Origin of the sequence: Enterococcus sp. AZ194 (genome assembly GCF_051713825.1) — a bacterium.
Classification (GTDB): Bacteria; Bacillota; Bacilli; order Lactobacillales; family Enterococcaceae; genus Enterococcus_K.
Genome location: NZ_JBIOQR010000001.1, coordinates 1,868,586 through 1,893,070 on the forward strand (window position 1 = coordinate 1,868,586; position 24,485 = coordinate 1,893,070).

18 protein-coding genes and 1 riboswitch are annotated in these 24,485 nt (G+C 38.5%); of the genes, 3 read left to right on the plus strand and 15 right to left on the minus strand.

The window, feature by feature from the left end; genetic code table 11:
• Positions 1-354: 354 nt before the first annotated feature.
• From typA to IGI37_RS08720, 9 genes are all read right to left on the minus strand, one after another.
• Positions 355-2,193, minus strand: coding sequence for a translational GTPase TypA (typA, locus tag IGI37_RS08680; RefSeq protein ID WP_438761202.1), 1,839 nt, complete (start codon positions 2,191-2,193; stop codon positions 355-357).
• A 175-nt stretch (positions 2,194-2,368) separates the two neighbouring features.
• Positions 2,369-3,136 (minus strand): inositol monophosphatase family protein, encoded by a 768-nt coding sequence (locus IGI37_RS08685; RefSeq protein WP_438761203.1) that lies wholly within the window; start codon positions 3,134-3,136, stop codon positions 2,369-2,371.
• Positions 3,136-3,417: a UPF0223 family protein gene (locus tag IGI37_RS08690; RefSeq protein WP_438761205.1), complete on the minus strand. Its 282-nt coding sequence runs from the start codon at positions 3,415-3,417 to the stop codon at positions 3,136-3,138. Before IGI37_RS08690 ends, IGI37_RS08685 begins: the two co-directional genes overlap by 1 nt.
• A gap of 471 nt (positions 3,418-3,888) precedes the next feature.
• Entirely contained in the window at positions 3,889-5,295 is a 1,407-nt protein-coding gene (lpdA, locus tag IGI37_RS08695; RefSeq protein WP_438761207.1) for a dihydrolipoyl dehydrogenase, read from the minus strand.
• Positions 5,296-5,302: 7 nt separating this feature from the next.
• Entirely contained in the window at positions 5,303-6,934 is a 1,632-nt protein-coding gene (locus tag IGI37_RS08700; RefSeq protein WP_438761208.1) for a dihydrolipoyllysine-residue acetyltransferase, read from the minus strand.
• A 29-nt stretch (positions 6,935-6,963) separates the two neighbouring features.
• Positions 6,964-7,941, minus strand: a complete 978-nt coding sequence (locus IGI37_RS08705; RefSeq protein ID WP_438761210.1) for an alpha-ketoacid dehydrogenase subunit beta — start codon at positions 7,939-7,941, stop codon at positions 6,964-6,966.
• 2 nt (positions 7,942-7,943) lie between these two features.
• Positions 7,944-9,053 (minus strand): pyruvate dehydrogenase (acetyl-transferring) E1 component subunit alpha, encoded by a 1,110-nt coding sequence (gene pdhA / locus IGI37_RS08710; RefSeq protein WP_438761211.1) that lies wholly within the window; start codon positions 9,051-9,053, stop codon positions 7,944-7,946.
• Positions 9,054-9,500: 447 nt separating this feature from the next.
• Complete coding sequence (gene mgtA, locus IGI37_RS08715) at positions 9,501-12,113, minus strand: magnesium-translocating P-type ATPase (RefSeq protein ID WP_438761213.1); 2,613 nt, start codon at positions 12,111-12,113, stop codon at positions 9,501-9,503.
• 191 nt (positions 12,114-12,304) lie between these two features.
• A riboswitch (M-box (ykoK) riboswitch) is annotated at positions 12,305-12,474 on the minus strand.
• Positions 12,475-13,061: 587 nt separating this feature from the next.
• Positions 13,062-14,486 carry a PLP-dependent aminotransferase family protein gene (locus IGI37_RS08720; protein ID WP_438761214.1) on the minus strand — a complete coding sequence of 475 codons (1,425 nt, stop codon included), beginning with the start codon at positions 14,484-14,486 and terminating at the stop codon, positions 13,062-13,064.
• Between the two features lie 122 nt (positions 14,487-14,608).
• On the opposite strand from IGI37_RS08720, the gene thiD reads away from it, so the two are divergent.
• The 3 genes from thiD to IGI37_RS08735 all read left to right on the plus strand — a co-directional run bounded on the left by thiD (position 14,609) and on the right by IGI37_RS08735 (position 17,860).
• On the plus strand, positions 14,609-15,427 hold the full coding sequence (gene thiD, locus IGI37_RS08725; RefSeq protein WP_438761216.1) for a bifunctional hydroxymethylpyrimidine kinase/phosphomethylpyrimidine kinase: 819 nt from the start codon (positions 14,609-14,611) through the stop codon (positions 15,425-15,427).
• A gap of 13 nt (positions 15,428-15,440) precedes the next feature.
• Positions 15,441-15,983, plus strand: a complete 543-nt coding sequence (locus IGI37_RS08730; RefSeq protein WP_438761217.1) for an ECF transporter S component — start codon at positions 15,441-15,443, stop codon at positions 15,981-15,983.
• 695 nt (positions 15,984-16,678) lie between these two features.
• Entirely contained in the window at positions 16,679-17,860 is a 1,182-nt protein-coding gene (locus IGI37_RS08735) for a DUF998 domain-containing protein (RefSeq protein ID WP_438761219.1), read from the plus strand.
• A gap of 122 nt (positions 17,861-17,982) precedes the next feature.
• On the opposite strand, the gene wecB is transcribed toward IGI37_RS08735, so the two are convergent.
• The 6 genes from wecB to IGI37_RS08765 all read right to left on the minus strand — a co-directional run bounded on the left by wecB (position 17,983) and on the right by IGI37_RS08765 (position 24,459).
• On the minus strand, positions 17,983-19,146 hold the full coding sequence (wecB, locus tag IGI37_RS08740) for a non-hydrolyzing UDP-N-acetylglucosamine 2-epimerase (protein ID WP_438761221.1): 1,164 nt from the start codon (positions 19,144-19,146) through the stop codon (positions 17,983-17,985).
• Positions 19,147-19,278: 132 nt separating this feature from the next.
• A complete protein-coding gene (locus tag IGI37_RS08745; protein ID WP_438761223.1) occupies positions 19,279-20,274 on the minus strand; it encodes a permease prefix domain 1-containing protein in 996 nt (331 codons plus the stop codon).
• Between the two features lies 1 nt (position 20,275).
• Positions 20,276-20,605 carry a PadR family transcriptional regulator gene (locus IGI37_RS08750; protein ID WP_438761224.1) on the minus strand — a complete coding sequence of 110 codons (330 nt, stop codon included), beginning with the start codon at positions 20,603-20,605 and terminating at the stop codon, positions 20,276-20,278.
• 355 nt (positions 20,606-20,960) lie between these two features.
• Positions 20,961-22,544, minus strand: coding sequence for a ribosomal protection-like ABC-F family protein (gene abc-f, locus IGI37_RS08755; protein ID WP_438761226.1), 1,584 nt, complete (start codon positions 22,542-22,544; stop codon positions 20,961-20,963).
• 109 nt (positions 22,545-22,653) lie between these two features.
• Complete coding sequence (locus IGI37_RS08760) at positions 22,654-22,809, minus strand: RAxF-45 family protein (RefSeq protein WP_438763620.1); 156 nt, start codon at positions 22,807-22,809, stop codon at positions 22,654-22,656.
• Between the two features lie 234 nt (positions 22,810-23,043).
• Entirely contained in the window at positions 23,044-24,459 is a 1,416-nt protein-coding gene (locus IGI37_RS08765; protein ID WP_438761228.1) for an ISLre2 family transposase, read from the minus strand.
• Between the last annotated feature and the right edge of the window lie 26 nt (positions 24,460-24,485).

The following is a 24,485-nucleotide window of genomic DNA, read 5'->3' on the forward strand; positions in this document are numbered from 1 at the left end:
AAACACTATTTACAAAGTAAATAGATGTAGAACAGTACCTACCTGGTCACAAAAATTTGAAGAGCACCACGTAGGAATCAATCAACATCGAAAGAAAGGCTTTCGTGTTTCTTGTCATTTTCGTGGATTCCCTCTTATTGCTGTAAAACACAACGAAGCATGAGTTGATGTTGCACAGTACCTAATCGGTGCTGTAAAACACAACGAAGCATGAGTTGATGTTGCACAGTACCTAATCGGTGCTGTAAAACACAGCGAACCATGAGTTGATGTTGCACAGTACCTACCCGGTTCTCGGAGTTAAACACTTCTGTCCCAATCTCAATTCATTCCATAAATTAATGAAATCTGTTTTTATTCCACTACTTTTTTCTTTTTAGAAGATTTTTCACGTTCACTCTTATTTAGAATCTGTTTACGTAAACGGATGCTTTCTGGTGTTACTTCACAATATTCATCATCATTCAAGAATTCTAAAGATTCTTCAAGAGTTAATTTTTTCGGTTTCTTAATCACAGACGTTTGGTCTTTGTTTGCAGAACGAACGTTAGTCATTTGTTTTGCTTTAGTAATGTTAACTGTTAAATCATTATCTCTGTTATTTTCACCGATAATCATACCTTCGTACACATCAGTTGTTGGTTCAACAAACACCGTTCCGCGTTCTTCAATACTCATAATTGAGTATGTTGTTGCTTTCCCTGTATCGATAGAAACTAACGCGCCTTGATGACGTCCGCCAATTTGGCCTTTAATCATTGGTAGGTATTGATCAAATGTGTGGTGCATAATACCATAACCACGAGTCATAGATAAGAATTCAGTTGTATAACCGATTAATCCACGAGCTGGTGCCAAGAAAATCAAACGAATTTGTCCGTTTCCTGTATGGATCATATCTTGCATTTCACCTTTACGCAGGCTTAATGATTCAATAACGCTTCCCATATATTCTTCTGGTGTATCAATTTGAACACGTTCAAATGGTTCACATTTTACGCCATCAATGATACGTTCGATTACTTCAGGACGTGAAACTTGCAGCTCGAATCCTTCACGACGCATATTTTCAATCAGAATTGATAAATGAAGCTCTCCACGACCTGATACAGTCCAAGCATCTGGTGAATCAGTCGGTTCGATATTTAGAGAAACGTCTGTTTGCAATTCAGCCATCAAACGTTCTTCAATTTTACGAGCTGTCACATATTTTCCTTCGCGACCAGCAAATGGTGAGTTATTCACTAAGAAAGTCATTTGTAATGTTGGTTCATCGATATGCAAGATAGGTAAGGCATCTTGATGATCAAATGGTGTGACGGTTTCTCCAACGAAGATATCTTCCATCCCAGATACAGCAATCAAATCACCAGCTTTTGCTTCTTGGATTTCTAGACGTTTCAAACCGAAGAAACCGAACAATTTGGTTACTCGGAATTTCTTCACAGTACCATCTAATTTCATTAAAGCAACATTATCGCCAACTTTAACTGCTCCTCTAAAGATACGGCCAATCCCAATACGACCAACATAGTCATTGTAATCAAGTAAAGATACTTGGAATTGCAACGGTTCATCACTGTTATCAACAGGTGCTGGAATATGTTCAAGAATTGTATCAAAAATTGGGGCCATACTTGCTTCTTGATCTGATGGATTGTCAGACAAGCTAGATGTTCCATTCAAAGCAGAAGCATAAATAACTGGGAAGTCCAATTGTTCATCGTCTGCACCTAATTCGATAAATAGTTCCAACACTTCATCCACCACGTGCTCTGGACGTGCTGAAGGTTTGTCAATTTTATTTACAACAACAATCGGTGTTAAATGTTGTTCTAAGGCTTTTTTCAATACAAAACGAGTTTGTGGCATGGTTCCTTCATATGCATCGACAACTAAAAGAACACCATCAACCATCTTCATGATACGTTCTACTTCTCCACCAAAGTCCGCGTGACCAGGTGTATCCATGATATTAATTCGAGTTGTTTTGTAATCAACTGCTGTGTTTTTGGCTAAAATTGTAATCCCACGCTCTTTTTCAATTGCGTTTGAGTCCATTGCGCGTTCTTGTAATTGTGTGTGTCCATCTAAAGTATCAGACTGTTTTAATAATTCGTCCACTAAGGTTGTTTTCCCATGATCGACGTGGGCGATAATTGCTACGTTACGGATATCATCTCTATATTTCAATGTAAACTAACTCCTTTTTTCTTCCCGAATGTGACAAGGCATTTGACTCGACTTTTTATTATAACAAAATTCTTTCATGAAATATAGTAAAAAGTTTTCAAAATTACTGAAAAACGTAAAAAAGTCAATATTTCTTTGAAAAAAGAGCTGTTTTTCTATTTAAAAAAAGAAAATATTAACCAAAATGCAACAATTCACTAATCTGTTTATAAGCTTTGGGTGTTCCCGCAATAAAATGCTCACGACCACTAAAAGTTAACGCTTGACCATCTAAGCGACTATAGCAAAAACCAAATGCCTCTAACAATGCACAGCCTGCCGCATAGTCCCAAGGAGACAGATTGGTTATATAGCCCACATGCGCCCCTTTTAAGATAGCAATCAGCTCTACCCCCGCACAACCACTCATTCGAATTCCCATACTCAATCGCCCAATCTCTTGTGCGCGATACTGGTTATGTAGATACATGTACGCATTCATACCAACTAGCCCTTCACCTAAGGCCTTATCTTCTGGTTTTGTTAGCTTTTTATCATTACAATAAACCCCTAGCTTGCGCCCACCCCAGTATAATTCACCTTGCATCACATCATAAATGAAGCCTAGCTTAGAAAGCCCGTCTTCATAAATTCCTAACATGATACAAAAATTTTCTTTTTCTAAGACAAAGTTTAAAGTACCATCAATCGGATCGATGATAAAGACAGTGCCTTGCATCGTTTCAATATGGTTGTAACCACTCTCTTCAGCTAAAATTTGAACGTCAGGATACGTCTGTTGAATCTTTTCAATTAAAAATTTTTGCGTTTCTCGGTCCATATTAGTGACCAAATCTGTTCGACCACTCTTTTCGTCAACTGTTAGCTCCTCGTTCAAATGTTTTTTTATCCTATCGCCTGCTTCAACTAGCCACTGTTTAATTTCTTGAATTTGTTCGTCCATTAAACTCTTCCTTTCATCTTCAAACGACCTGTTTTCAATTGTTTGGCCTCTTGTACAGTCCGATATAAGGAGTAACCTGACACTTTTTCAAATTCTTTACCCAAGCGTTTTTCCTCCCCGATACTTTTCACGACCTCTTTAAACTGGCCATAAGTTTGTAGAAACTTTTCGACAGCGATTCCTTGCTCATTTGCACGCTCTAACTCTTCCCACATGTTCATTACAACGACCATTTCATCTGTGGTCCAATCTAAGTCTAATGGATATTGATATTCTGACATATAAACGCTCCTTCATTATGATGCTTCTTATTTATTGTAACATATTAGACGCTCTCAGCACGCATATAATAGAAGGAAACGAAATGACTTACTGGTTCAAATAGATTCCAACACCATTTATGCCAAAGCATCCCCTTCAGCTATACAGCTCTAAACGAAAAAAGCCGAAGATTGAACAGGTACCCTTTCAATCTTCAACCATCAAAATTTCTATCATCGGTCCCATTTGACAAAGAGCCACTTGCCGAACTAATTCAGCCTTTTATCCAGTTTCTGTTTGTCAGTTCAGGAGTGTACGTTCGACTTCCTTTAGATTCCACTTCACAATGGACGCCCTAGTCTCTCACTAACAGTTCCTACTGCCAAACCTGTAGTAGACTTTCACCACCTAGTTCATGCGCATGCTGAGCACACCACAACAAAAAGCCGAGCATGGCGGCTCGGCTTTTCTAGTGTGACAAAATAATGCTATTAAATGTGAATTGGCAAACCTAACGCCAATTCAGAAGCATCCATAGTAATTTCTCCAAGAGATGGATGAGGGTGGATTGTCAATGCGATATCTTCTGCGTTCATTCCTGACTCAATCGCTAAAGATAGTTCAGAAATCATATCACTGGCACCTACGCCACCGATTTGAGCACCAATAACAACATTGTCACCAACTGTTGTAACTAAACGAAGGAAACCTTCTGTTTTGCCTAACGAAATTGCTCGACCATTTCCAGCAAATGGGAATTTGAATGCTTTTGCTTCAATCCCAGCTTCTTTGGCTTCAGCAATTGTCATACCAACACTAGCTAATTCAGGATCAGTAAATGCTACGGCTGGCATTGCTTTATAATCAACAGCCACTTTTTTACCTGAAATAGCTTCTGCAGCAATTTTCGCTTCATAACTTGCTTTATGCGCTAAAGCAGCTCCAGGAACAATATCACCAATGGCAAAGATGTTTTTCACATTTGTACGACCTTGGTTGTCTACAGTGATCAACCCACGTTCGCCAACTTCAACACCTGCTTGTTCTAAACCTAAATCATCAGTATTTGGACGACGACCAACTGTAACCATTACATAATCCGCTTCAACAGATTCTTCTTTTCCGTTGACTTCATATTTAATTGTTACACTGTCGCCGTTATCAACTGCTTCTTTTGCCATAGCAGAAGTCACAACTGTAACGTTTTTCTTCTTGAAGTCATCTAAAACTAATTTAACCATATCTTTTTCATATGTTGGTAAAATAGATGGGCTTCCTTCCAAAATCGTTACTTCAGCACCTAGATTTGCATAAGCTCCACCTAATTCAGCACCAATTACACCGCCACCAATGATAACGAATTTTTTAGGAACTTCTTTCAAGTTTAAGCCACCTGTTGAATCAAGCACACGGCCACCAAATTTGAAGCCTGGGATTTCAATTGGACGTGAACCAGTTGCTACAATTGCATTATTGAATGAATAAGTTTGCGCTGAATCTGGATGAATCACACGTAATGTATTTTCATCAACAAAGAACGCTTCTCCTTCAATAATTTCCACTTTATGTTTTTTAAGTAACATGCCCACACCTGAAGTCAAAGTATGAACAACTTTATTATCTTTCCATTCTTGCGTTTTTGCAAAATCAAGCTCGACACCTTTTGCAGTCACACCAAACAATGAAGAGTCTAATGATTCTTGATAATGATGTCCTGCTGAAATTAGCGCCTTAGAAGGAATACAACCCACGTTCAAACAAACGCCTCCGATGTATTCACGTTCAATAATCGCTACTTTTTGTCCCATTTCAGCAGCGCGGATGGCAGCTACATAGCCACCAGGTCCCGCACCAATTACAACTGTATCTAATTCAATGGCGAAATCTCCTACTACCATTTGTTAATCATCCTTCCATCAATAATAATTCTGGATCTGCTAAAAGACGTTTGATGTTGTTCATTGCTTTTTGGGCAGTCGCGCCATCAACAATACGGTGGTCGAAGCTCAATGAAAGTTTCATTACACGACCAACAACAATTTCACCTTCTGCATTGACAACTGGTTGTTGTGCAATGGTTCCTACACCTAAAATAGCTACTTCAGGGTAGTTGATTACTGGTGTGAACCAGCCACCGCCAACAGAACCGATATTACTGATTGTGATAGAACCATCACGCATGTCTTGAGCTGCTAATTTTCCTTCAATAGCCAATGCAGCTTTCTCATTGATTTCATCAGCAATCGCAAACATACTTTTAGTATTTGCATCTTTTACGTTTGGTACATATAAACCATGATCTGTATCTGTTGCAATTCCGATATTGAAATAGTTTTTGTAAACAATCTCTTGTGCTTTGTCATCGATTGATGCGTTTAACACTGGGAATTTTTGAACAGTTGCTGTTAAAGCTTTGACAACATATGGTAAGAACGTTAATTTTGTACCATTTTCAGCAGCGACATCTTTAAATTTCTTACGGTGATCCCAAAGTTTAGATACTTCAACTTCGTCATGTAGAGTCACATGAGGTGCTGTATGCTTGCTATTAACCATAGCTTTAGCAATTGCTTTACGAGTTGGCGTCATCGCTTCACGTGTTTCTAATTCACCAAGATTTGATTTAAAGGCTTTCGCTGGTGCTGGTGTAGCTACTGGTTCATTGGCTACAGTAGCAGCTTCTACTGATGCTACTTCTGGTGCTACTGCGGCTGCAACTTGTCCGCCACCTGCTAAGAAGCTATCAATATCAGATTTCACTACACGACCACCGTTTCCAGTAGGTGCTACTTGTGTAATATCAACATCTTTTTCACGTGCATATTGACGCACAGAAGGCATTGCTAACACACGTTTGTTTGGATCAGCTGCAGCAACTACGCTAGCATTTCCCGCAGGTGTTGATGCTGTAGGCGCGGCGGCTGGTGTAGCAGGCGCAACCGGGGCAGCTGCTGAAACAGCATCATTGTGTCCTGGTGCGTCAATTTCAACTAAGACATCGCCAACATTGGCTACTGTACCCTCAGGAACAACGACATTTTTAACTGTTCCTGTCACAGGAGAAGGAATTTCTTCTACTGATTTATCGTTTTGTACTTCTAATAATGTATCGTCTTCATTAATTGTATCTCCGGCTTTAACAAACCATTTAACAATTTCACCTTCTGCAATTCCTTCACCAATATCCGGTAATTTGAATTGGAAAACACCACCGCCTGAAACAGGGGCTGACAGTGCAGAGGCTGATTCTTGTGCAGGAGCAGCAGGAGCAGCAGGAGCTGCATCGTTTCCTTCGTGTCCTGGTGCATCAATTTCGACTAAGACATCACCAACATTGGCTACTGTCCCTTCTGGCACGACGATTGATTTCACTGTTCCTGTCACAGGAGAAGGAATTTCCTCTACTGACTTGTCGTTTTGTACTTCTAGTAATGTATCATCTTCATTGATAGTATCGCCAGGTTTTACAAACCATTTGACGATTTCGCCTTCCGCGATTCCTTCACCAATGTCTGGTAATTTAAATTGAAATGGCATCGTTTATATCTTCCCTTCTTAATTAATCCTTAGAATGTAGCAATTTCTTTCGCTTTCGCTTCAATATCAGAAGCATTTGGTAACCAAGTGTTTTCTGCTTGACCAAATGGGAAGATTGTATCAGGAGCTGATACACGGCCAATTGGTGCTTCTAAAGAAAGTACTGCACGTTCAGAAATTTCAGAAACTACTTGCGCACCGACACCTGCTTGTTTTTGAGCTTCTTGAACAACGACCACACGCCCTGTTTTTTCAACTGATTGAATAATTGTGTCAATGTCTAACGGAGCAACTGTACGTAGATCAATGATTTCAGCTGAAATATTTTCTTTTGCTAAATTATCAGCTGCTTTGATTGCTTCACGAACCATCGCACCATAAGTGATAATTGAAACATCTGTTCCTTCACGAGTAACAGCTGCTTTATCTAAAGGCACTTCATACGCTTCATCTGGCACTTCCTCACGGAAAGAACGATAAAGTTTCATGTGTTCTAAAAAGACAACTGGATCATTACTTCTAATAGAAGAAATCAACAAACCTTTTGCATCATATGGATTTGAAGGAATCACTACACGTAAACCTGGAGATTGCGCCATAAGTCCTTCTAAATTATCTGAGTGAAGTTCAGGTGTATGCACACCACCACCAAATGGTGAACGAATAGTAATTGGCATGTTTCTAGTACCACCCATACGATAACGAGTACGCGCCATTTGTCCGACAACTTCATCCATTACTTCAAATACGAAACCAAAGAATTGGATTTCAGGAACTGGGCGGTAGCCCTCAAGAGCTAAACCAAAAGCCAAACCACCAATCCCAGATTCTGCTAGAGGAGTATCGAATACACGATCTTCTCCAAATTTTTCTTGTAAGCCTTCTGTTGCACGGAATACTCCGCCGTTTTTACCAACATCTTCTCCGAAAACTAAGACATTTTCGTCTTTTTCTATTTCAAGAGCTAAGGCATCTGTAATCGCCTGAATCATTGTTTTTTGTGCCATGATTATTTCGACTCCTTCGCTTCATAGAATGCAATTTGTTCTTTAATCGCTTGTGGTTGTACTTCAAACATATTTTTCAAGAAATCAGAAACTTTTTGTTTTGGTACACGGTCAGCTTCACCAATCGCTTTTTTAATTTCTTCTTTTGTTTGTTCAATAACTGCTTCTTCTTTTTCTTCAGACCATAGTCCTTTTGCTTCCAAATATTTACGGAAACGAACTAATGGATCTTTTTGTTGCCACTCATTATCTAATTCTTTTGAACGGTAACGAGTTGGATCATCCCCAGAAAGTGTATGTGGACCATAACGATAAGTTAATGTTTCAATTAAAACAGGACCATTTCCGTTAGCTGCCCATTCACGTGCTTTTTTAGATACCATATACACTGCCAATGGATCCATTCCGTCTACTTGAATCCCAGGAATTCCTGCTGAAACAGCTTTTTGAGCTAAAGTTTTTGCTGCTGTTTGTTTTTCACGAGGTGTTGAAATCGCGAAACCATTATTTTGAATAAAGAATACGCCATTCGCTTTATAGGCTCCAGCAAAGTTAATCGCTTCATAGAAGTCCCCTTGTGATGAACCACCATCACCGGTATAAGTAAAGACAACATTTTTTTTGTTGCGTTTTTTCATACCTAGAGCAACACCAGCTGCTTGGATATATTGCGCACCAATAATAATTTGAGGTGGCAATGCTTTTAAATCTTCAGCATAGTAGTTCCCTGCAGCATGTCCGCGTGACCATAAAAATGCTTCTGTTAATGGTAAACCATGTTGAACCAATTGCGGAACATCCCGATATCCTGGTAATAAGTAATCTTCTTTTTCCATTGCAAATTGACTTGCTAATTGACTTGCTTCTTGACCTGCTGTTGGTGCGAAGAATCCTAAACGACCTTGACGATTTAATGCTGTTGAGCGTTGGTCAAGCACACGCGACCAAACCATACGAGTCATAAGTTCAACTAATTCCTCATCTGATAAATCTGGTACTAACTCAGGATTTACTACGTTCCCCTCAATATCAAGTGCTTGATATGTTGGAAATTCTGCGTTGATTTCATCTAGTAATAGGTTGAAATCAAGTGGTTTTTGTTTCTCTGCCATTTTGTCACACATTCCTCTCTATAATAGAACTTTTTTTCCTTTGCGGTTGAAACAGATACTCAAACTGTATCATTATTCTCCCGGCTACATTTATAAATTATCATTTATCGAAAATAAACACAAATAATATGCCCGATAATCGAAAATAAATTAAAACCTTTGAATTCAAGCTATGACTACATTAGTGAATAGAATCACAAATAGAGAAAGCGATTCACCATTTTTTCATCAATTTAAAATTTATTTTCATTAGAAAAAATAATACAGGTCAGCTGATGTCACGCTGTTGTTATACTTTTTTCAAAAAATAATGCATTTCACTGGACAATGTGAATATTCGCTCAAAAAAATGACAACGCTTATTTTTTCTTCCATATTTCAAATAAAAAAAGTAACAGAGCACCTTCGATTACGTGCCCTGTTACAAAAAATTATTTTTATTTTTTATCAAATCCAATCATTTGTTAAATGGATATAAATTTTTTTCACCCATTGAGCCGTTAATAAGTAGATAATGACAATGCCAATCAACCATGGCCAATAGCTCGTTGGCAAAGAGACAAAATCAAAGAACTGACGGATAGGCGTCAAAACAATCAACAAACCGGAAATGATTACAGCAACGCCAGAAAGTAAGACTGGTAACGAGGCACTACTTTGAATAAATGGCCGTTTACGTGTCCGAATCACCTGAACAACGAGTGTTTGAGTGATTAATCCAACCATAAACCATCCTGTTTGAAAGAGTGCTTGTTGTTTAATTGTGTTCGCCGAGAAAACAAACCACATCACTAAGAAGGTCAGAATATCAAACACACTACTGACAGATCCCATAAAAATCGTAAATCTTAATAATTTTTTTGTTTCCCATTTGACTGGTTTTACCAATTCTTCTTCGTCTACTTTATCCCAGGGTAAAGTGAGTTGTGCCATGTCATAAATCAAATTTTGAACAAGTAATTGGATAGATAACATAGGTAAAAAAGGTAAAAAGGCACTTGCAACTAAGATAGAAAAAACATTGCCGAAGTTTGAGCTGATTGTCATCTTGATGTATTTCATCATATTACTGAAAACTTTTCGCCCTTCAAGCACGCCCTCTTCTAACACATTTAAGCTTTTTTCCAATAGGATAATTGAACTCGCATCTTTGGTTATATCAGCAGCTGTATCAACCGAAATACCGACATCCGCTTTTCTTAGTGCTGGCGCATCATTGATTCCATCTCCCATAAAACCAACTGTATGACCATTTGATTGAAGGGCCGCGATAATCCGTGATTTTTGTAGTGGAGTTAGTTTGGCAAATAAATTTGTTTTCTCAACTTCTTCTCTCAATTCTTCCTCAGTTAATCCATCAACTTGAGGTCCCAACACAATGTGCCCCACTTCAACACCCACATCGCTACAAACTTTTTTAGCAACCACTTCATTATCTCCAGTTAGAACCTTTACGTTTACGCCATGCTCATGAAGGGAATGAATCGCTGTTTTGGCCGATTTTTTCGCTGGATCCAGAAAACCCATATATCCTAATAAAACCATGTCAGATTCATCTTCAATTGTATACACGGCTTCTCTATGTGCATCTCTTTTCATGGCAACAGCTAACACACGCATTCCTTGCTCGTTCATGCGAAGACTAACATCTGCCATTTTTTTCTTGAGCTCATCAGTTAAAGGAACAACTTCTCCATCTATCTCTGCGTACCGACAAACTGTCGCCATTTCTTCTATGGCTCCTTTTGTAATCATCATTTGATGCCCATCCACTTCCATCACAACAGTTAAACGTCGCCGAGAAAAATCAAAAGGGATTTCATCTATTTTGTTGAGTCTTGTAAAGGTCGGTTTTTTCTTTTTCTTCTTATAATAAGTAATCACCGCAATATCCATTAAATTTTTCCAACCCGTTTGATACTGAGAATTTAAGAAGGCCATATCTAATACTTGATAATCCTCTTCACCTAATAGATTCAAATGCTCCACCAAGACCACTTGATCTTCTGTAATTGTGCCGGTTTTATCCGTACATAACACGTCCATACTACCAAGGTTTTGAATAGAAGGTAACTCTTTGACGATAATCTTGTGTTTAGCAAGACTCATTGCCCCCTTTGCAAGGTTACTTGTCACAATCATTGGTAACATTTCAGGAGTTAAACCGACCGCTACTGCAATAGCAAAAAAGAACGCATTTGGCCAGTCACCTTTAGTCAGCCCATTAATGAGGAGGACAATCGGAAATAAGATAAACACCATTCGTAATAATAATTTACTAACCTGTGTCAAACCACTATCAAAAGCCGTTTTCCCACGTTGGCTCGTCGCATTTTTAGCAATGTCACCAAAAAAAGTTTGTGCACCCGTTTTTAAGATAATCGCTTTACCTTGTCCACTTAAGACATCTGTCCCCATAAACACCAAATCCTGCAATTCAATCGCGGAAACAGCCATTTGGTGCTCATCGATCCCTGATTCAACAAATTTTTCAACAGGCATTGCTTCACCAGTCAATGACGATTGGTTTACAAATAAATCTTTTGTCCAAATCAATATCGCGTCTGCTGGAATCATATCCCCGGTGCCCAAAGTGATAATATCCCCTGGTACCACCACTTCCATAGGGACTTCTTTACTGATTCCGTTCCTAGTTACCTCACATGTCGTTTCAATTAACTCCTTTAATGCCAAACTGGCTTTCTGCGAACGATATTCTTGAACAAAGGTGATGATAACACTTGCTAAAATCATGGTTCCCATCACAAGAGACGCCTCTAGGTCATTTGTTACCAACGAAATCACCATAAGCAAAACTAAAACATATACAAAAGGATCTTTAAATCCTCCTAAGAAAATGAACAATGCTGGCTTTGGCTTTTGCGCACTCACTTCATTGGGACCGAATTCTTCTAACCGTTCTTTGGCATCCTCTTCTGACAAACCATTTAGTGACGTCCGTAATGCCATCAACAGCTCCCGTTGTGACAATTGCGCTAGTTTTTTCAATTCTTGATCTTTTCGAGCAGCTTTCATTTCAATACTTTTTTTATTCATCATGTCAAAATCCTCCTATGCCTGCTAGAAGACCTTTGACATAATGGTCCCTCTAGCAGCTATTTAATTTTTCCCTCTGGGGACTGGGGTGATCCATTTGTCCTTCATCCTTTCTGTTTTCTCGATTTTCTTATACATCACACACAACACGCAAAAAAACGCCTACTCAACAAATGAGCACGCGCAAAATAAACAACCATGTCCATCGTTGAGCTTTAGCACTATAGGGCGTAGATAGTCTTCACTATCAGCTACATTATGAATAACCTTCACGATTATTCCTGTTCAACCAACTAAAAATCTCTCGATCTTTTCGCGGCAGTAGCCTGTGTCCGTATAGGAGCCTCACCTAACAATTATTCTTTTCATTGATTACTATAATAGATAACTTTAAAAAAGTCAAAGCATACCTAAACTTTTTTTCGCGGATCCAAAAAATTAATTTTTCTAACAGAACTTCTCCGCAAAATGAATTTACTTTACTATTTTCAAGTAAGCCTTCTAAAAATTTGTATTCACTTTGACATGACTCTATTTTTTTTGTGCGACTTTATGTATCTTGATAAAATCAACTGTCGCAAACTTCACGAAATGGACTGCTTACTTTTTGAACGAGGATAATCATTTTTTAACGCTCGTAGAATATAATAAACACCCAACACTAGAAATACCAATAAAGGCAATATTCACAAGAAAACAAATGGCGTTTCAAAGATCAGCGCCTTCCAAAACCATCCTCTCTCCATCTCCCATAAATCGGGCGTAAAATACCATGATTTGAAATCTAGGATATTAAACGATCCTTTAGAAAGAATAAATTGGGAAGATGGTAAAAATAAACAAGAACCGCGGCTAACTATAGCTGCTGATTGTTTTTGCATTAAATAAAATCTTCATCCTTATTCTATATAATCTATATACATCAAAAAAAATTCGAATCCGACCACTTCCCTACTCTTCTCTCAACAACTTCTCTAACTCGTTCATCTTTTTAGTAAACGCAGGAAAATTCTTCGGATGAATACGGCTAACATTAATTCGGAGTCCGTTTTCTTGACTGCCATAAAGATATGCTGGACCTGCTGCAATCCCTATTTGTAACATCTGCTTAGCAACCGATTTTGTTAAAGGCTTTCCTGCCCATGTCAGCCAAGAATAATACCCACCTCTAGGAGCTTGCCCTTGCCAAAAGCTTTGCTGATCCAACCATTCTTGAAAATGAGCTGCTTGTTTCTGAAGCGTCTTTCCTAAGTGTGTTAATTTTTTTTGATAACTTTTATCCGACAGTGCCCAGTATGCTAGAACTTGAGGAATAATACTGACAGAAAAATCCATCGTCTTTCGAGCTTGCACGAGAGAAGTAAGCACATGACTAGGTGCACACACCCAGCCAATTCGAGTCGTATTTCCCAAAATTTTAGAAAACGAACCAATATAGAGGACATTCTCTGGATCAAGTTTTTTTAAGGGAGGGAGTGCGGGTTCCCCATAAGAAAGTTCTGCAAAGACATCATCTTCAACAATCGGAATTTGATACTTGCGACAGAGAGCAATTAAGGCTTTTCTTCTATCGAGACTCATAACTGTGCCAGTCGGATTTTGGAAGTTCGGATTAACCATGACCATTTTGATTTTTTTTGCAAGAATCATTTCCTCTAATAAATCAATCTTCATTCCTTCTTCATCCATTGGTACACCAAAAAGTCGAACGCCGGCTGCTTGAAACATGGGTAATTGGTAGAAAAACGAGGGCGCTTCAACAGCAACCGCTTCTCCTGAAGAAAGTAACGTCTGTAAAATCAAAAATACGCCTTGTTGCCCCCCGGCTGTGATGAATGTTTCTTCAGATGTAGGTGTCTCTCCATAAATGCCTGTCATGAGTTGACCAATCGCTGTTCGTAAAGGGAGATAACCGAATTCATCTTGTTGATGTTCTTCAGCTAATATTTCACTCCATGAAAATGGTGGGAATTCGAACGAAGGAATTAAAGCAGTCGGTAGCTCCCCAGAAAAAACATCCACCAATTGTTTTTGCTTTTTTCTTTCATTGAATTCATTGACAAACGAATCGGTTTCAAACAAGAGATTTTGCGAAAAATAATTACGCCAATCGATGCGTGGCTCTGAATAGACTCCCCACTTTTCTTCATTTACAAAGGTCCCACTCCCTTGTTTTCGTATTAAAACGCCTAGGCTAGTCAACTCCTCTAAGGAACGAACAACCGTTGAACGATTGACACCAAATAATTCAGCTAATTTGCGCTCTGAAGGTAGTCGCTCACCTCCTCGTAACGTCCCTTGTTTTATTTGTTCGGTGACTTGTTCCATAATTTGAACATAGGCTGGTTTACTATTTTTTTGCACTAGTTGCCACATCTAACATCGCCCCCTTCTTTTCGAAATTGGATGAGTTAAAAATAATCCAATTGGCTGTTTTTGTCAATGACTGATTCGTGTATACTAAGGATATTCTTAATTCGCAAATGGAGGAAATTCGTATGATAAAAAAAGTATTAACCGTTGCTGGCTCTGATTCCAGTGGTGGTGCTGGACTTCAAGCTGATTTGAAAACATTTCAAGAATACGGTACTTTCGGTTTTTCTGCAGTAACGAGTATTGTAACAATGGATCCAGATGAGGGTTGGTCACATACAGTTACCCCGATAGAGCCAACTTTGGTCGAAAAACAATTAAAAACCATTTTTGCTGGTGGCAAACTTGATGCGATGAAGACCGGAATGTTAGGAACAGTTGGTGCGATCGAAGCGACACGCCAAACAATTGATACCTATAACATGGATCAAATTGTGATAGATCCAGTGATAGCTTGTAAAGGAACCAGTGAACTATTACAGCCAGAAAATGTCGCAGCGATGACTCGACTTTTATTACCTAAAGCCACGATTACCACGCCAAATCTAGTTGAAGCAGGTATTTTATCTGAATTAGGTGACCTCACTTCCATTGACCAAATGAAACAAGCAGCCAAAAAAATTTCTCTACTTGGCCCTAAACAGGTTGTTGTAAAAGGCGGCCATCGCTTAGGCTTAGATAAAGCTGTGGATGTCTATTACGATGGGCAAACCTTTAATATCCTAGAAAGCGAACTTATCGCGACTGATTATAATCACGGCGCTGGGTGTACCTTTGCGGCCGCCATTACAGCAGGGTTAGCAAAAGGTTTGACAGTCAAAAAAGCCGTTGTATTGGCGAAAGCCTTTGTTAATGCAGCAATCCAACAAGGACTCAAAATCAACCCGTATCTCGGGCATGTTTGGCATGGTGCCTATAATCATGCAGAAGACCGGATGCAGTAGAAAGGACTCTCTTATGCAAAAACAACCTTCAATTCAAACTACAGTTCAAATTGCACTATTTGCCGCCCTAACGATGGTCGGAACAACCATTCGAATCCCCTTCCCTGGGGCCTTTGTTCATCTTGGCAATGCAGTATTACTTCTAGCAGTTCTTTTGATTGGCTATAAAGGAGCATTTGCGGCAGGTCTCGGTTTTGCCATTTTCGATTGCTTAAACGGTTATCTCACAGAAGCACCTTATTTCTTAATTGAAAGTTTAATCGTTGGCGGCGTGGCTTACCTATTATTTGTCCTCTTCAAAAAGAATCCCACGGCAATTTGGCAGTTACTGGTGATTGGCGCTGGAACGGGCATCACAAAAATCATCATGACGCAACTTAAGAACACCATCATGAATTTGTTTCTCGGTGCTAATTTTACGATTGCTTTTACAGGCGCTCTTACAAAATTACCTGCTACATTAATTAACGTCTGTATTACGATGCTGATTGTGTCACTCGTCTATTTCCCTCTAAGAAAAGGAATGAACGCCGTTTTTCATACTTCTGTTCTATAGATCACTAGGCTAAGCTTTTTCATACACAAAAAAAAGTACGAATCTATAAAACTCTCCCTAACTTTATATAAGAAAATGAGGAGGCTGGGACAACTTGTGGAGTTCTGTCCCAGCCTCTCTTTATCCGAATAAACGGTGGGTACGGAAGCAACTCCATCTTCACTCCGCCCCATCAATTCTAAAGGTGTTCCACCTTTAGAACTGATGGACTGCGTTCCGCTCTCAACAACTTCTACGCATAAGACATGCTAGAGTTGAAGGTCTGCACTGCGCAAAAAGACTCCGATCTCATCAATCTCTAAAGGTGGAGCACCTTAAGAATTGAAGGACGTTGTTCCGCTCTCAACAACTTCTATGCATGGGACATGCTAGAGTTGAAGGTTCTTATTGCTGTAAAACACAACGAAATATGAGTTGATGTTGCACAGTACCTACCCGGTTCTCGGAGTGAAACACTTCTGTCCCAACCTCGTTGGTGATTTTTCAGTAGCCTCAACAAAACAATTTATCCACAAATTTTTCTCATAATCTAAACTCCGTGTCTTTTTTATCAATTAACTCAAAAACCAGAACAAGCCTTGCATTCTTATACACAATTTGAGAAAATTAACAAATATAATTTCGTTGCATTTTCTTTCATACAAAAATAGCTAGCCAAGTTCTGGACTTAAAAATTCAAAGGAGTAATTTTAACATTGGAAAATAAATCTTATACTGTTCGACTGCCTGAAGAAGTCGTCAGTAACCTATCATTAGAATCACAGGAAACACTCGAGCTTAAAGTCGAAAATCAAAAAATAGTCATCAAAAGAAAAAAACCAATAGCTGAAACTCAAACTATCTCTTTGCGTTGGTTTCTCATTCCATCAGTGATTGCTAGTCTCATTTTTTGTCTCTATTTTTTTATACAACAAACGTCGCAAATTCCGTTGACCGGAGACACTTCAATCGCTTCTTTAGTTATTATCTTAGGATTAGTCAGCGGAATCCTTTCATTCACCACCTTTTTTATTCGTGGAAAGAAAAACGAATATCGAGGGTTAAGAGATATTTATTGGCGAAATTTTCCTACCTTGCTAATTTCTTTTGCTATTATATTGATTTTAGTGGTTGTGGGGTTCTTTTGGATTGTTGGGGTCCTTTTTGAGGGTGCGAAATTCGATCTCTTCACCGCCACAATCATTGCGATGGTTTTTTTAAGTACAATCAATTATTTGATGATTTATTTCGTTCTATCTATTTCACCTCAAATGATTACTACCTTACTGGTGACGGTGATTGTCGGCGGTGTCCTTTTAGCAATGATTTCAAATAGTCAGCTGCAATGGTGGCAAATTAACTTTAGCTTTTTGGGAACAGACAAAGCAAATAGTAGTTGGCAATTCAATCTAACCTTGATTATTTCTGCTTTATTAATGTTAGCCTTAGTTGATTATCTGTTTGTTTCCTTGCAAAAGTCTCTTCCTAAAAATATTCGTCTATCCATTTTGCGTACCTTATTAACTTTAACAGCGATAGATTTAGGTGGCGTTGGGTTCTTCCCAAACAATGGGACGGGTCAGTTGCATTTCCTACATAATCAAGCAGCTAACTTTTTAGTCTATCTGATTTTAATTTTAATCGTCAGCATTCGTTGGTTGATGCCGAAAGTAACTAAAGAATTTCTCGCAGTCTCCTACATTATCGGCGCAGTTCTTTTTGTAGCAAACATTCTTTTTCAAACGATTGGTTATCTTTCTTTAACCGCTTTTGAACTCATCGCCTTCTTTTTAGCCTTTAGCTGGATCTTGTTACTAATCCAAAACCTACAAAAAATAACTAAAAGTAGCTTACCTACTTATGCTATCAAGTTAACAGAAATTAAAGAAGATATCTAAGTATCTGGCTGTCTATTATTAAATAAAAAAGAACAAGCAGCAATAACCCAGTTTAGGGATTGCTGCTTGTTCTTTTTTATCAATCTGCTTATCTGACACTTTTTCTCTGTCAATGATACAATTTATTGAAAAGCTTCTGGCTTAGGTTGATTTTTGTCAAAATAATAGGCAATCGCATCTAAGATTCTCTGGCTAGCCTCACCATCACCATACGGATTGGCCGCCTTTGCCATTGCTTCATGAGCGATAGGCTCTAACAGTTTGGTAGTTTCTTCATAGACCACTTTTTCATCCGTACCAATCATTTTTAGCGTGCCTGCCGTAACCCCTTCTGGCCGTTCTGTCGTATCTCGTAAAACAAGAACCGGCACACCTAACGAAGGTGCCTCTTCTTGGACCCCACCTGAGTCAGTCAAAATTAAGTAACTACGTGCGGCAAAATTATGAAAATCGACAACATCTAAAGGTTCAATCAGATGAACCCTCTTCAAATCTCCCAGAATTTCTTGCACTTCTTTTCGGACTTGAGGATTCTTATGCATAGGGAAAACAACCTCAACATCCTCCTGTTCTTCAACGATTCTTCTAATACTTCGAAAAACTGAACGCATCGGTTCCCCTAAATTTTCTCTTCGATGCATCGTCACCAAAATCAATTTTTTTCCTTCAAGCGCTTTTGGTAACTCAGGATGCTCATACTCTTGTGACACGGTATATTTCATCGCATCAATTGCCGTGTTCCCAGTAATAAAAATGGCTTCTTGTGGATGATTTTCTTTTAACAAATTTTCTTCGCTTGTTTTTGTTGGCGCGAAATATAGATCACTCAACACATCAATTAGCTGACGGTTCATTTCTTCTGGAAACGGCGACCACTTATTCCACGTACGTAAGCCTGCCTCCACGTGTCCGACAGCTACTTGTTGATAAAAAGCGGCCATTGCTGCTGCATAAGCCGTTGTTGTATCACCGTGAACAAGAACGATATCAGGTTTCCCCTGCTCTAAAACTGGTTTCAGTTCGGTCAACACTCGACTCGTGATATCCGTCAGTGTTTGACCACTCTTCATAATATTTAAGTCATAATCAGGAACCAAATCAAAAACCGTCATGACTTGGTCAAGCATTTCTCGATGTTGCGCTGTCACAGCAATTTTTGCATCAAATCGTGAATCAGCAGTCAATGCTTTTACTAAGGGCGCCATTTTAATCGCTTCAGGCCTTGTTCCAAATACAGATAAAACGTTAATTTTTTTCAAAAAATTCCCTACTTTCTTTCTACTCATCTATGCCCTTTTATTTTACCATGAATGAATAAAAAATAGCGATCAATCCTTCAAAAATACGAGGAACTAATCACTACTTTTATACTAGATATTCATTTTTGATAAACTAATTTGTTTTCTGCACTGACCAAGTTATCTATCTCTGACGCCAAGCGCACCTCTAATGGCATTAAACACGCCACTAGCAAGTACAAAAATCAACCACGAAGTCGCCCAACCACCTGCAATACCAGAAAAGCCCCATAAAAAAAAGACAACCGTAATAATTGGCCAATATATCCCTGCAATAAAAGCATAAGTCGGTGAATGATGTCTATGCTTTTTTGCTTGAGGTCCTAATTCATCCTCATCTGCAATAAAAATTCGATCTGTCAGAAACTTGGTAAACCCACCTTGGTTTATACCGCCATAGATGAGTAAGACTACACCTAAGCCAATCATGAAGAACATTATACTAGCGCCGTAACTTTCAATATATGGATACAGGCTATAAACAATTGCTGGAGCTACAGAAAGAATACACAAAGCAATCCCGACGACTAGACAAAAAACAAACGAGCGTTGATAAGTAGCTTTTTCTTGTTGGACAAAATGAACGGTCTCTTGCGCAATTACTCGATCATCCAATTCCTTATTAATCTTGCTGAAGGTTATCCCTCCTGTGATAAATAATCCTACTGCAATCGCAATTGAAAGAAACATCAGGAGAACACCTAAAATTTCTTCATACATACTGCTGCATAAAATCAACGCACCCAGACCCACCATAATCAAGCCTACGCCGCTACTAATCATTAAAGCTGCACGTTTTCGAACCTCTAAATAATGATGTGCATCCTCTACATCAATCGGTTCCCCAGCAAAAAAAGCTTCCTCACGTGGCTGTTCGTTAGACTGTTGATAGGCTTGCCCTTTTGTCTCGACATGTAACTCCTCTAATAATTCATCAATCGAACCAAATTCTGATATTGTTGTTCCGACTGCTTCATTTTCACTTTTACCTTCTTCGATTAATTCTAAATACCGGTCTTCCATGTTGGCCAACAAGTCTGTCTTCAATTGTTGGCTTTTTTTTGTTTCTGGAATTGCTAAAAATAACCCGTCCAGATAGGTTTTAATTGTATCCATCTTATTCTCCTCCTATAATAAATCGATCAACAACATCTTTTGTTAACAACCATTCTGCTTTTTTTTCTGTTAAATATTCTTCCCCTGCATCTGTAATACGATAATACGTTCTTTTTTTGCCATGCGTCACTTCACCTGGAAATGAATCAATATAGCCATTTTTCTGCAGGCGCGTAAAGGCTGAATATAACGTCGTTTCTTTAATGACGTATTTTTCTTTTGATATTTCCCGAATCCGTTTTGAAATCGCATAACCATAGGAATCCCCTTCAGTTAAGATGGACAAAAGAATCGTGTCATTATAGCCACGAATACCGTCACTTGAGATCATTTTGCCCCTCCTTTTTTACTACGTCTGTCGTTGTAATCAGTTTACCACTATTACTACGACAGGTAAAGTAAATTTTTAAAATTATTACTCACTAGAAATAATTCTCATTTATCCTAGCTGCTTGGCCTATTTTAATCTGTCTCAACAAATGGTTTCTATCTTTTTTAAGCTCCCTGGATAACAAGAGACTTCCCCTAACCAAATGAACAACTGAATTATAGATTTTCAATCTGATCTAAAAAATCTATCATAAGGTTGCCTTACTACAAAATCCTAAGGTAGGTTTTTGATTACGTTTATCTAAAAAAAAAGAAGGCCCCAGAAATTTAAACTTTCGGCTCCTTCTTCTAAGTTCCTATTTTTTCACTTCACTAATCTCTGATACCACAAACTGATGATTTTCAATCTGCAACCGTTTTTCAGCAATCTTTTGAACAAAATACCGATCATGTGAAACCAGTAAGATCGTTCCGCCATAATTTTGAATAATCTCTTCAATCTCTTCTCGACTATCGATATCTAAATGATTCGTCGGCTCATCCAATATCAAAAAGTTAAATGATTGCTGCATCAGCTTGGCTAACTCTAAACGAACACGTTCCCCACCGGATAAATCCTTCAATCGTTTGAACACATCTTCACCAAAAAAGTTATACTTCGCCAGAATTCTTCGCAACATCTCTTGGGTTCCTTCAACCTCACTAAAATAATCAAGTAAACGTTGGTTATCCTCTTTATACACAATTTTTTGCGGTAAGTACCCAATTGTAACGGAATCCCCCACCTTTATACTGCCTTCATCCGCCTCTTCTTGTCCTAAAAGCATTTGGATAAAGCTTGTTTTCCCTGAGCCATTTTTGCCATCTAAATTCAAACGGTCTTTAAAATAAATCGTACAACTGGCTTCTTCAAATAGTACTTGTTCGCCATAAAATTTCCAAAGGTTTTCAACTTTGACCACTTCTTTACCTGATCGCGCACTTTCTATCAGCGTGCCATGAATCGTTCTTCTTTCTGTAGCTGGTCGTTTCACTCGTTGCATTTTTGCCAAACGATGTTCAAGCTCTTTCGCTTTTTTGAAGAACTTCTCATTATCTGCCTCATTTCCCCATTGACGGAAACGACGAATAGCAGCCATCATCTTCTGGATTTCTTTTTGTTGTAAGGCATAGTCTTTCGCAAGCTTCTCCTCTTGTAACTGTTTTTCCTTTTTATAAAAACTATAATTGCCTCGATACAAACGAAGCTGACCATCCTCAATCTCAATAATTTCTTGCACAACCTCGTCCAAGAAATAACGATCATGCGAAACGATGATAAATGTCTTTTTACTATTTCGAATAAAACTTTCCAGCCAATTCATCGCTTCCTTGTCTAAGTGGTTCGTTGGTTCATCCAACAGATAAACATCCGCCTCTGTTAACAAGATACGAATCATTTCCACAAGAACTTTTTCGCCCCCACTTAAAGTCGATAACGCAGCCGTTTTCTTTTGTTGAAAGTTCATTCCTTTGAGCATCGTGTCTAGACGATCCTCCAGTGTGTATCCGCCAATAGCTTCATACTGCTCTTGAACTTGACCATATCGTAACAGCTGTTTTTCTGTGACCTCTTGTTCTGCAAATAATGTTTCAAAATAACGTAAAGAGTCTCTAATCTCTTGGATTTCTGGGAAACTCTCTAATAGATAGGAATAGACCGACTGACTTGATTCTTTTGGAAGTTGTTGCACATAAGAAATCACTAAATTCTTTTTCCGACTGACACTTCCTGAATCGACGCCAACACGTCCCACCATAATCTTGAGCAGCGTTGATTTTCCAGAACCATTATTGCCGATTAAACCTACTTTACGACCTTCATGAATCTCTAATGAACTATTTTCTAATACTGGCATACCACCATAATTTTTGGTTACCTGATTGACTTGAATAAGCATGAACATTCTCTCCTTGGACCCATTCCAAAGAAAAACAAGAGACCACAAATATTCCGTGACCTCTTGTTATTATTTCAATTATTCATAAAAGAATAGAACTTTGAAATGGTCATCGATTTATTTTATTTTTGCTAAATTTGGACACACTTGTCCCTTTAGTCGCAAAAGTAAAAACGATTGCATGACAAAAATTGAGATAATACATCTCGATATGTTCTTTAGTTGTTATTTTTTGCATGCTCACCATCATCGTTCCCTCCTTCATTCGTCGTTTCAATTAGTTTACCATATTTGTAAACTTACGGCTAGCCCTAATTCACTCTCGTATGTGTCAAGTATTTTGCGGTAACCATTATTTTAGAGTGATAGGTACGGCTCTATTTATATTATTTCACTTTCCTACCGCGCTTCGCTTGGTTGAATTGTGTCAAGTAAATCATTTTTGCTAAAAATAATTTACTTGACACAATTGCCATTTGGTAGGGCATTATGAATTTTTTTAACTACATAATCCGCGAATCAGTTTTCCCATGCCCGTTGATGTTTTTTCTTTTCCTGTTACATGTCCGTATTGAATGCCTACATGCTCTTCAAAACGATTCCAACGCTTACTAGTCGTATTTCTTAATGCTTGTTGGCAGCGTTTCTTCAACGCGTCTTCCGGTTCTGCTGGTGCATAATCTGTCATCAAGCATTGTTCAATTTCTTTGTTTTTTATACTTGATATCACTCGCACCATGGCTTCAGCTCCACTCTTTGTCCAATAGCGTCCTTGTCGTTTCATTCGATAGCTGTACACTCTATGATTGCTTTCACAGGTGCCTATGCATTTTTGAATCCCAGCTAAATTTCGTTGTTCAAAAGGTTGTAGCCACTTCCAGTTTCTAGTTAAGTAGTTTTCTAATAGACGCAGAGATTCTCGGTTTTTTTCTGTGTCTTGCTCGTCCACTAACAGGCTCGCCACCGTATCTAACGCTACAACGACCTTGTCCCAACTATAAGCTTGCCAAATAGCCTCCATTAGATACGGCTGTAAATCTTTGAAGTTAGAGAGTCTTTCTTTAATTTTTCGATTAACATGGTACGCGTCTAAAAAGAATTCATGCCGTCTACAATTTCCCGCTAGCTCTTCAAATACATTTTTTTCAAAGCCTGAACCACCATCACTATTACTGATGACAATGGTTTTTTCAAGGCGATACGTGTTTGCTAGGTACTCTTGTGTTTCTTTTAGTGCTTGCTTACGGCTAAGGCTTACAAACTCATGATAATTTTTCAACTGTCTTCGATTTTTCCCGACTGGTCTTGAACCTTCACATACTTGAAATCGATAAATTTCTAATTGGTTTTTTTTCTGACCTTTAATTTGAATACCGTCTCCTTCAATGTAAATCGCTGAAGGTCTTCTCTTTTTATCTTTTCTTTCATCATAGCGTTCTTCCGCCGTTTGTTGGCTTTTAATTTCTTCACCCACCTGTAAGACCAACCGGTTTATTTTTCGATGACTCATGGTGAAGGAAGTCAAGAGTTCTATGGCTTTCTCACTATTCCGATACGTCATTTTGCTGGCAAGCTCCGCAACATTTCGTTTGAGTAAATGACTGTACCTATCATGGCTTTTCAATCCTAAAAAGACATCTAACGCATAAACTGAAGACTCGCCTTCCTTGATGTATCGCCTTCTACGGAATTGAATTTCGCCGAATACTGTCAATAATTTCCGATCGTTCTTTTTTTCTATTTGATACCCTTGTTTTTTGTATTCTCCAATTAAATCATCATCTATTTGTTCAAAGGCCATTGTGATGATTTCTCGGATCAAATTGGCAAGATAAATGACTAATGCTTTTTCTTTTGCAATAAAATGCGATTCACTCTTTAAAATTTCTGCAATTTCGTTTACAATAGTTTCCATGAAGACCATCCTCTTATTGTTATTGG

Bases quoted from the DNA above. Each gene is read 5' to 3' on its own strand.
- wecB (WP_438761221.1), bottom strand. From the start codon at position 19,146: ATGAGTAGAAAGAAAGTAGGGAATTTTTTGAAAAAAATTAACGTTTTA.
- IGI37_RS08720 (WP_438761214.1), bottom strand. From the start codon at position 14,486: ATGTGGCAACTAGTGCAAAAAAATAGTAAACCAGCCTATGTTCAAATT.
- IGI37_RS08760 (WP_438763620.1), bottom strand. From the start codon at position 22,809: ATGAAGGAGGGAACGATGATGGTGAGCATGCAAAAAATAACAACTAAA.
- mgtA (WP_438761213.1), bottom strand. From the start codon at position 12,113: ATGATGAATAAAAAAAGTATTGAAATGAAAGCTGCTCGAAAAGATCAA.
- IGI37_RS08765 (WP_438761228.1), bottom strand. From the start codon at position 24,459: ATGGAAACTATTGTAAACGAAATTGCAGAAATTTTAAAGAGTGAATCG.
- abc-f (WP_438761226.1), bottom strand. From the start codon at position 22,544: ATGCTTATTCAAGTCAATCAGGTAACCAAAAATTATGGTGGTATGCCA.
- IGI37_RS08690 (WP_438761205.1), bottom strand. From the start codon at position 3,417: ATGTCAGAATATCAATATCCATTAGACTTAGATTGGACCACAGATGAA.
- IGI37_RS08750 (WP_438761224.1), bottom strand. From the start codon at position 20,605: ATGATCTCAAGTGACGGTATTCGTGGCTATAATGACACGATTCTTTTG.
- IGI37_RS08700 (WP_438761208.1), bottom strand. From the start codon at position 6,934: ATGCCATTTCAATTTAAATTACCAGACATTGGTGAAGGAATCGCGGAA.
- IGI37_RS08685 (WP_438761203.1), bottom strand. From the start codon at position 3,136: ATGGACGAACAAATTCAAGAAATTAAACAGTGGCTAGTTGAAGCAGGC.
- IGI37_RS08730 (WP_438761217.1), top strand. From the start codon at position 15,441: ATGCAAAAACAACCTTCAATTCAAACTACAGTTCAAATTGCACTATTT.
- thiD (WP_438761216.1), top strand. From the start codon at position 14,609: ATGATAAAAAAAGTATTAACCGTTGCTGGCTCTGATTCCAGTGGTGGT.
- pdhA (WP_438761211.1), bottom strand. From the start codon at position 9,053: ATGGCAGAGAAACAAAAACCACTTGATTTCAACCTATTACTAGATGAA.
- IGI37_RS08705 (WP_438761210.1), bottom strand. From the start codon at position 7,941: ATGGCACAAAAAACAATGATTCAGGCGATTACAGATGCCTTAGCTCTT.
- lpdA (WP_438761207.1), bottom strand. From the start codon at position 5,295: ATGGTAGTAGGAGATTTCGCCATTGAATTAGATACAGTTGTAATTGGT.
- IGI37_RS08745 (WP_438761223.1), bottom strand. From the start codon at position 20,274: ATGGATACAATTAAAACCTATCTGGACGGGTTATTTTTAGCAATTCCA.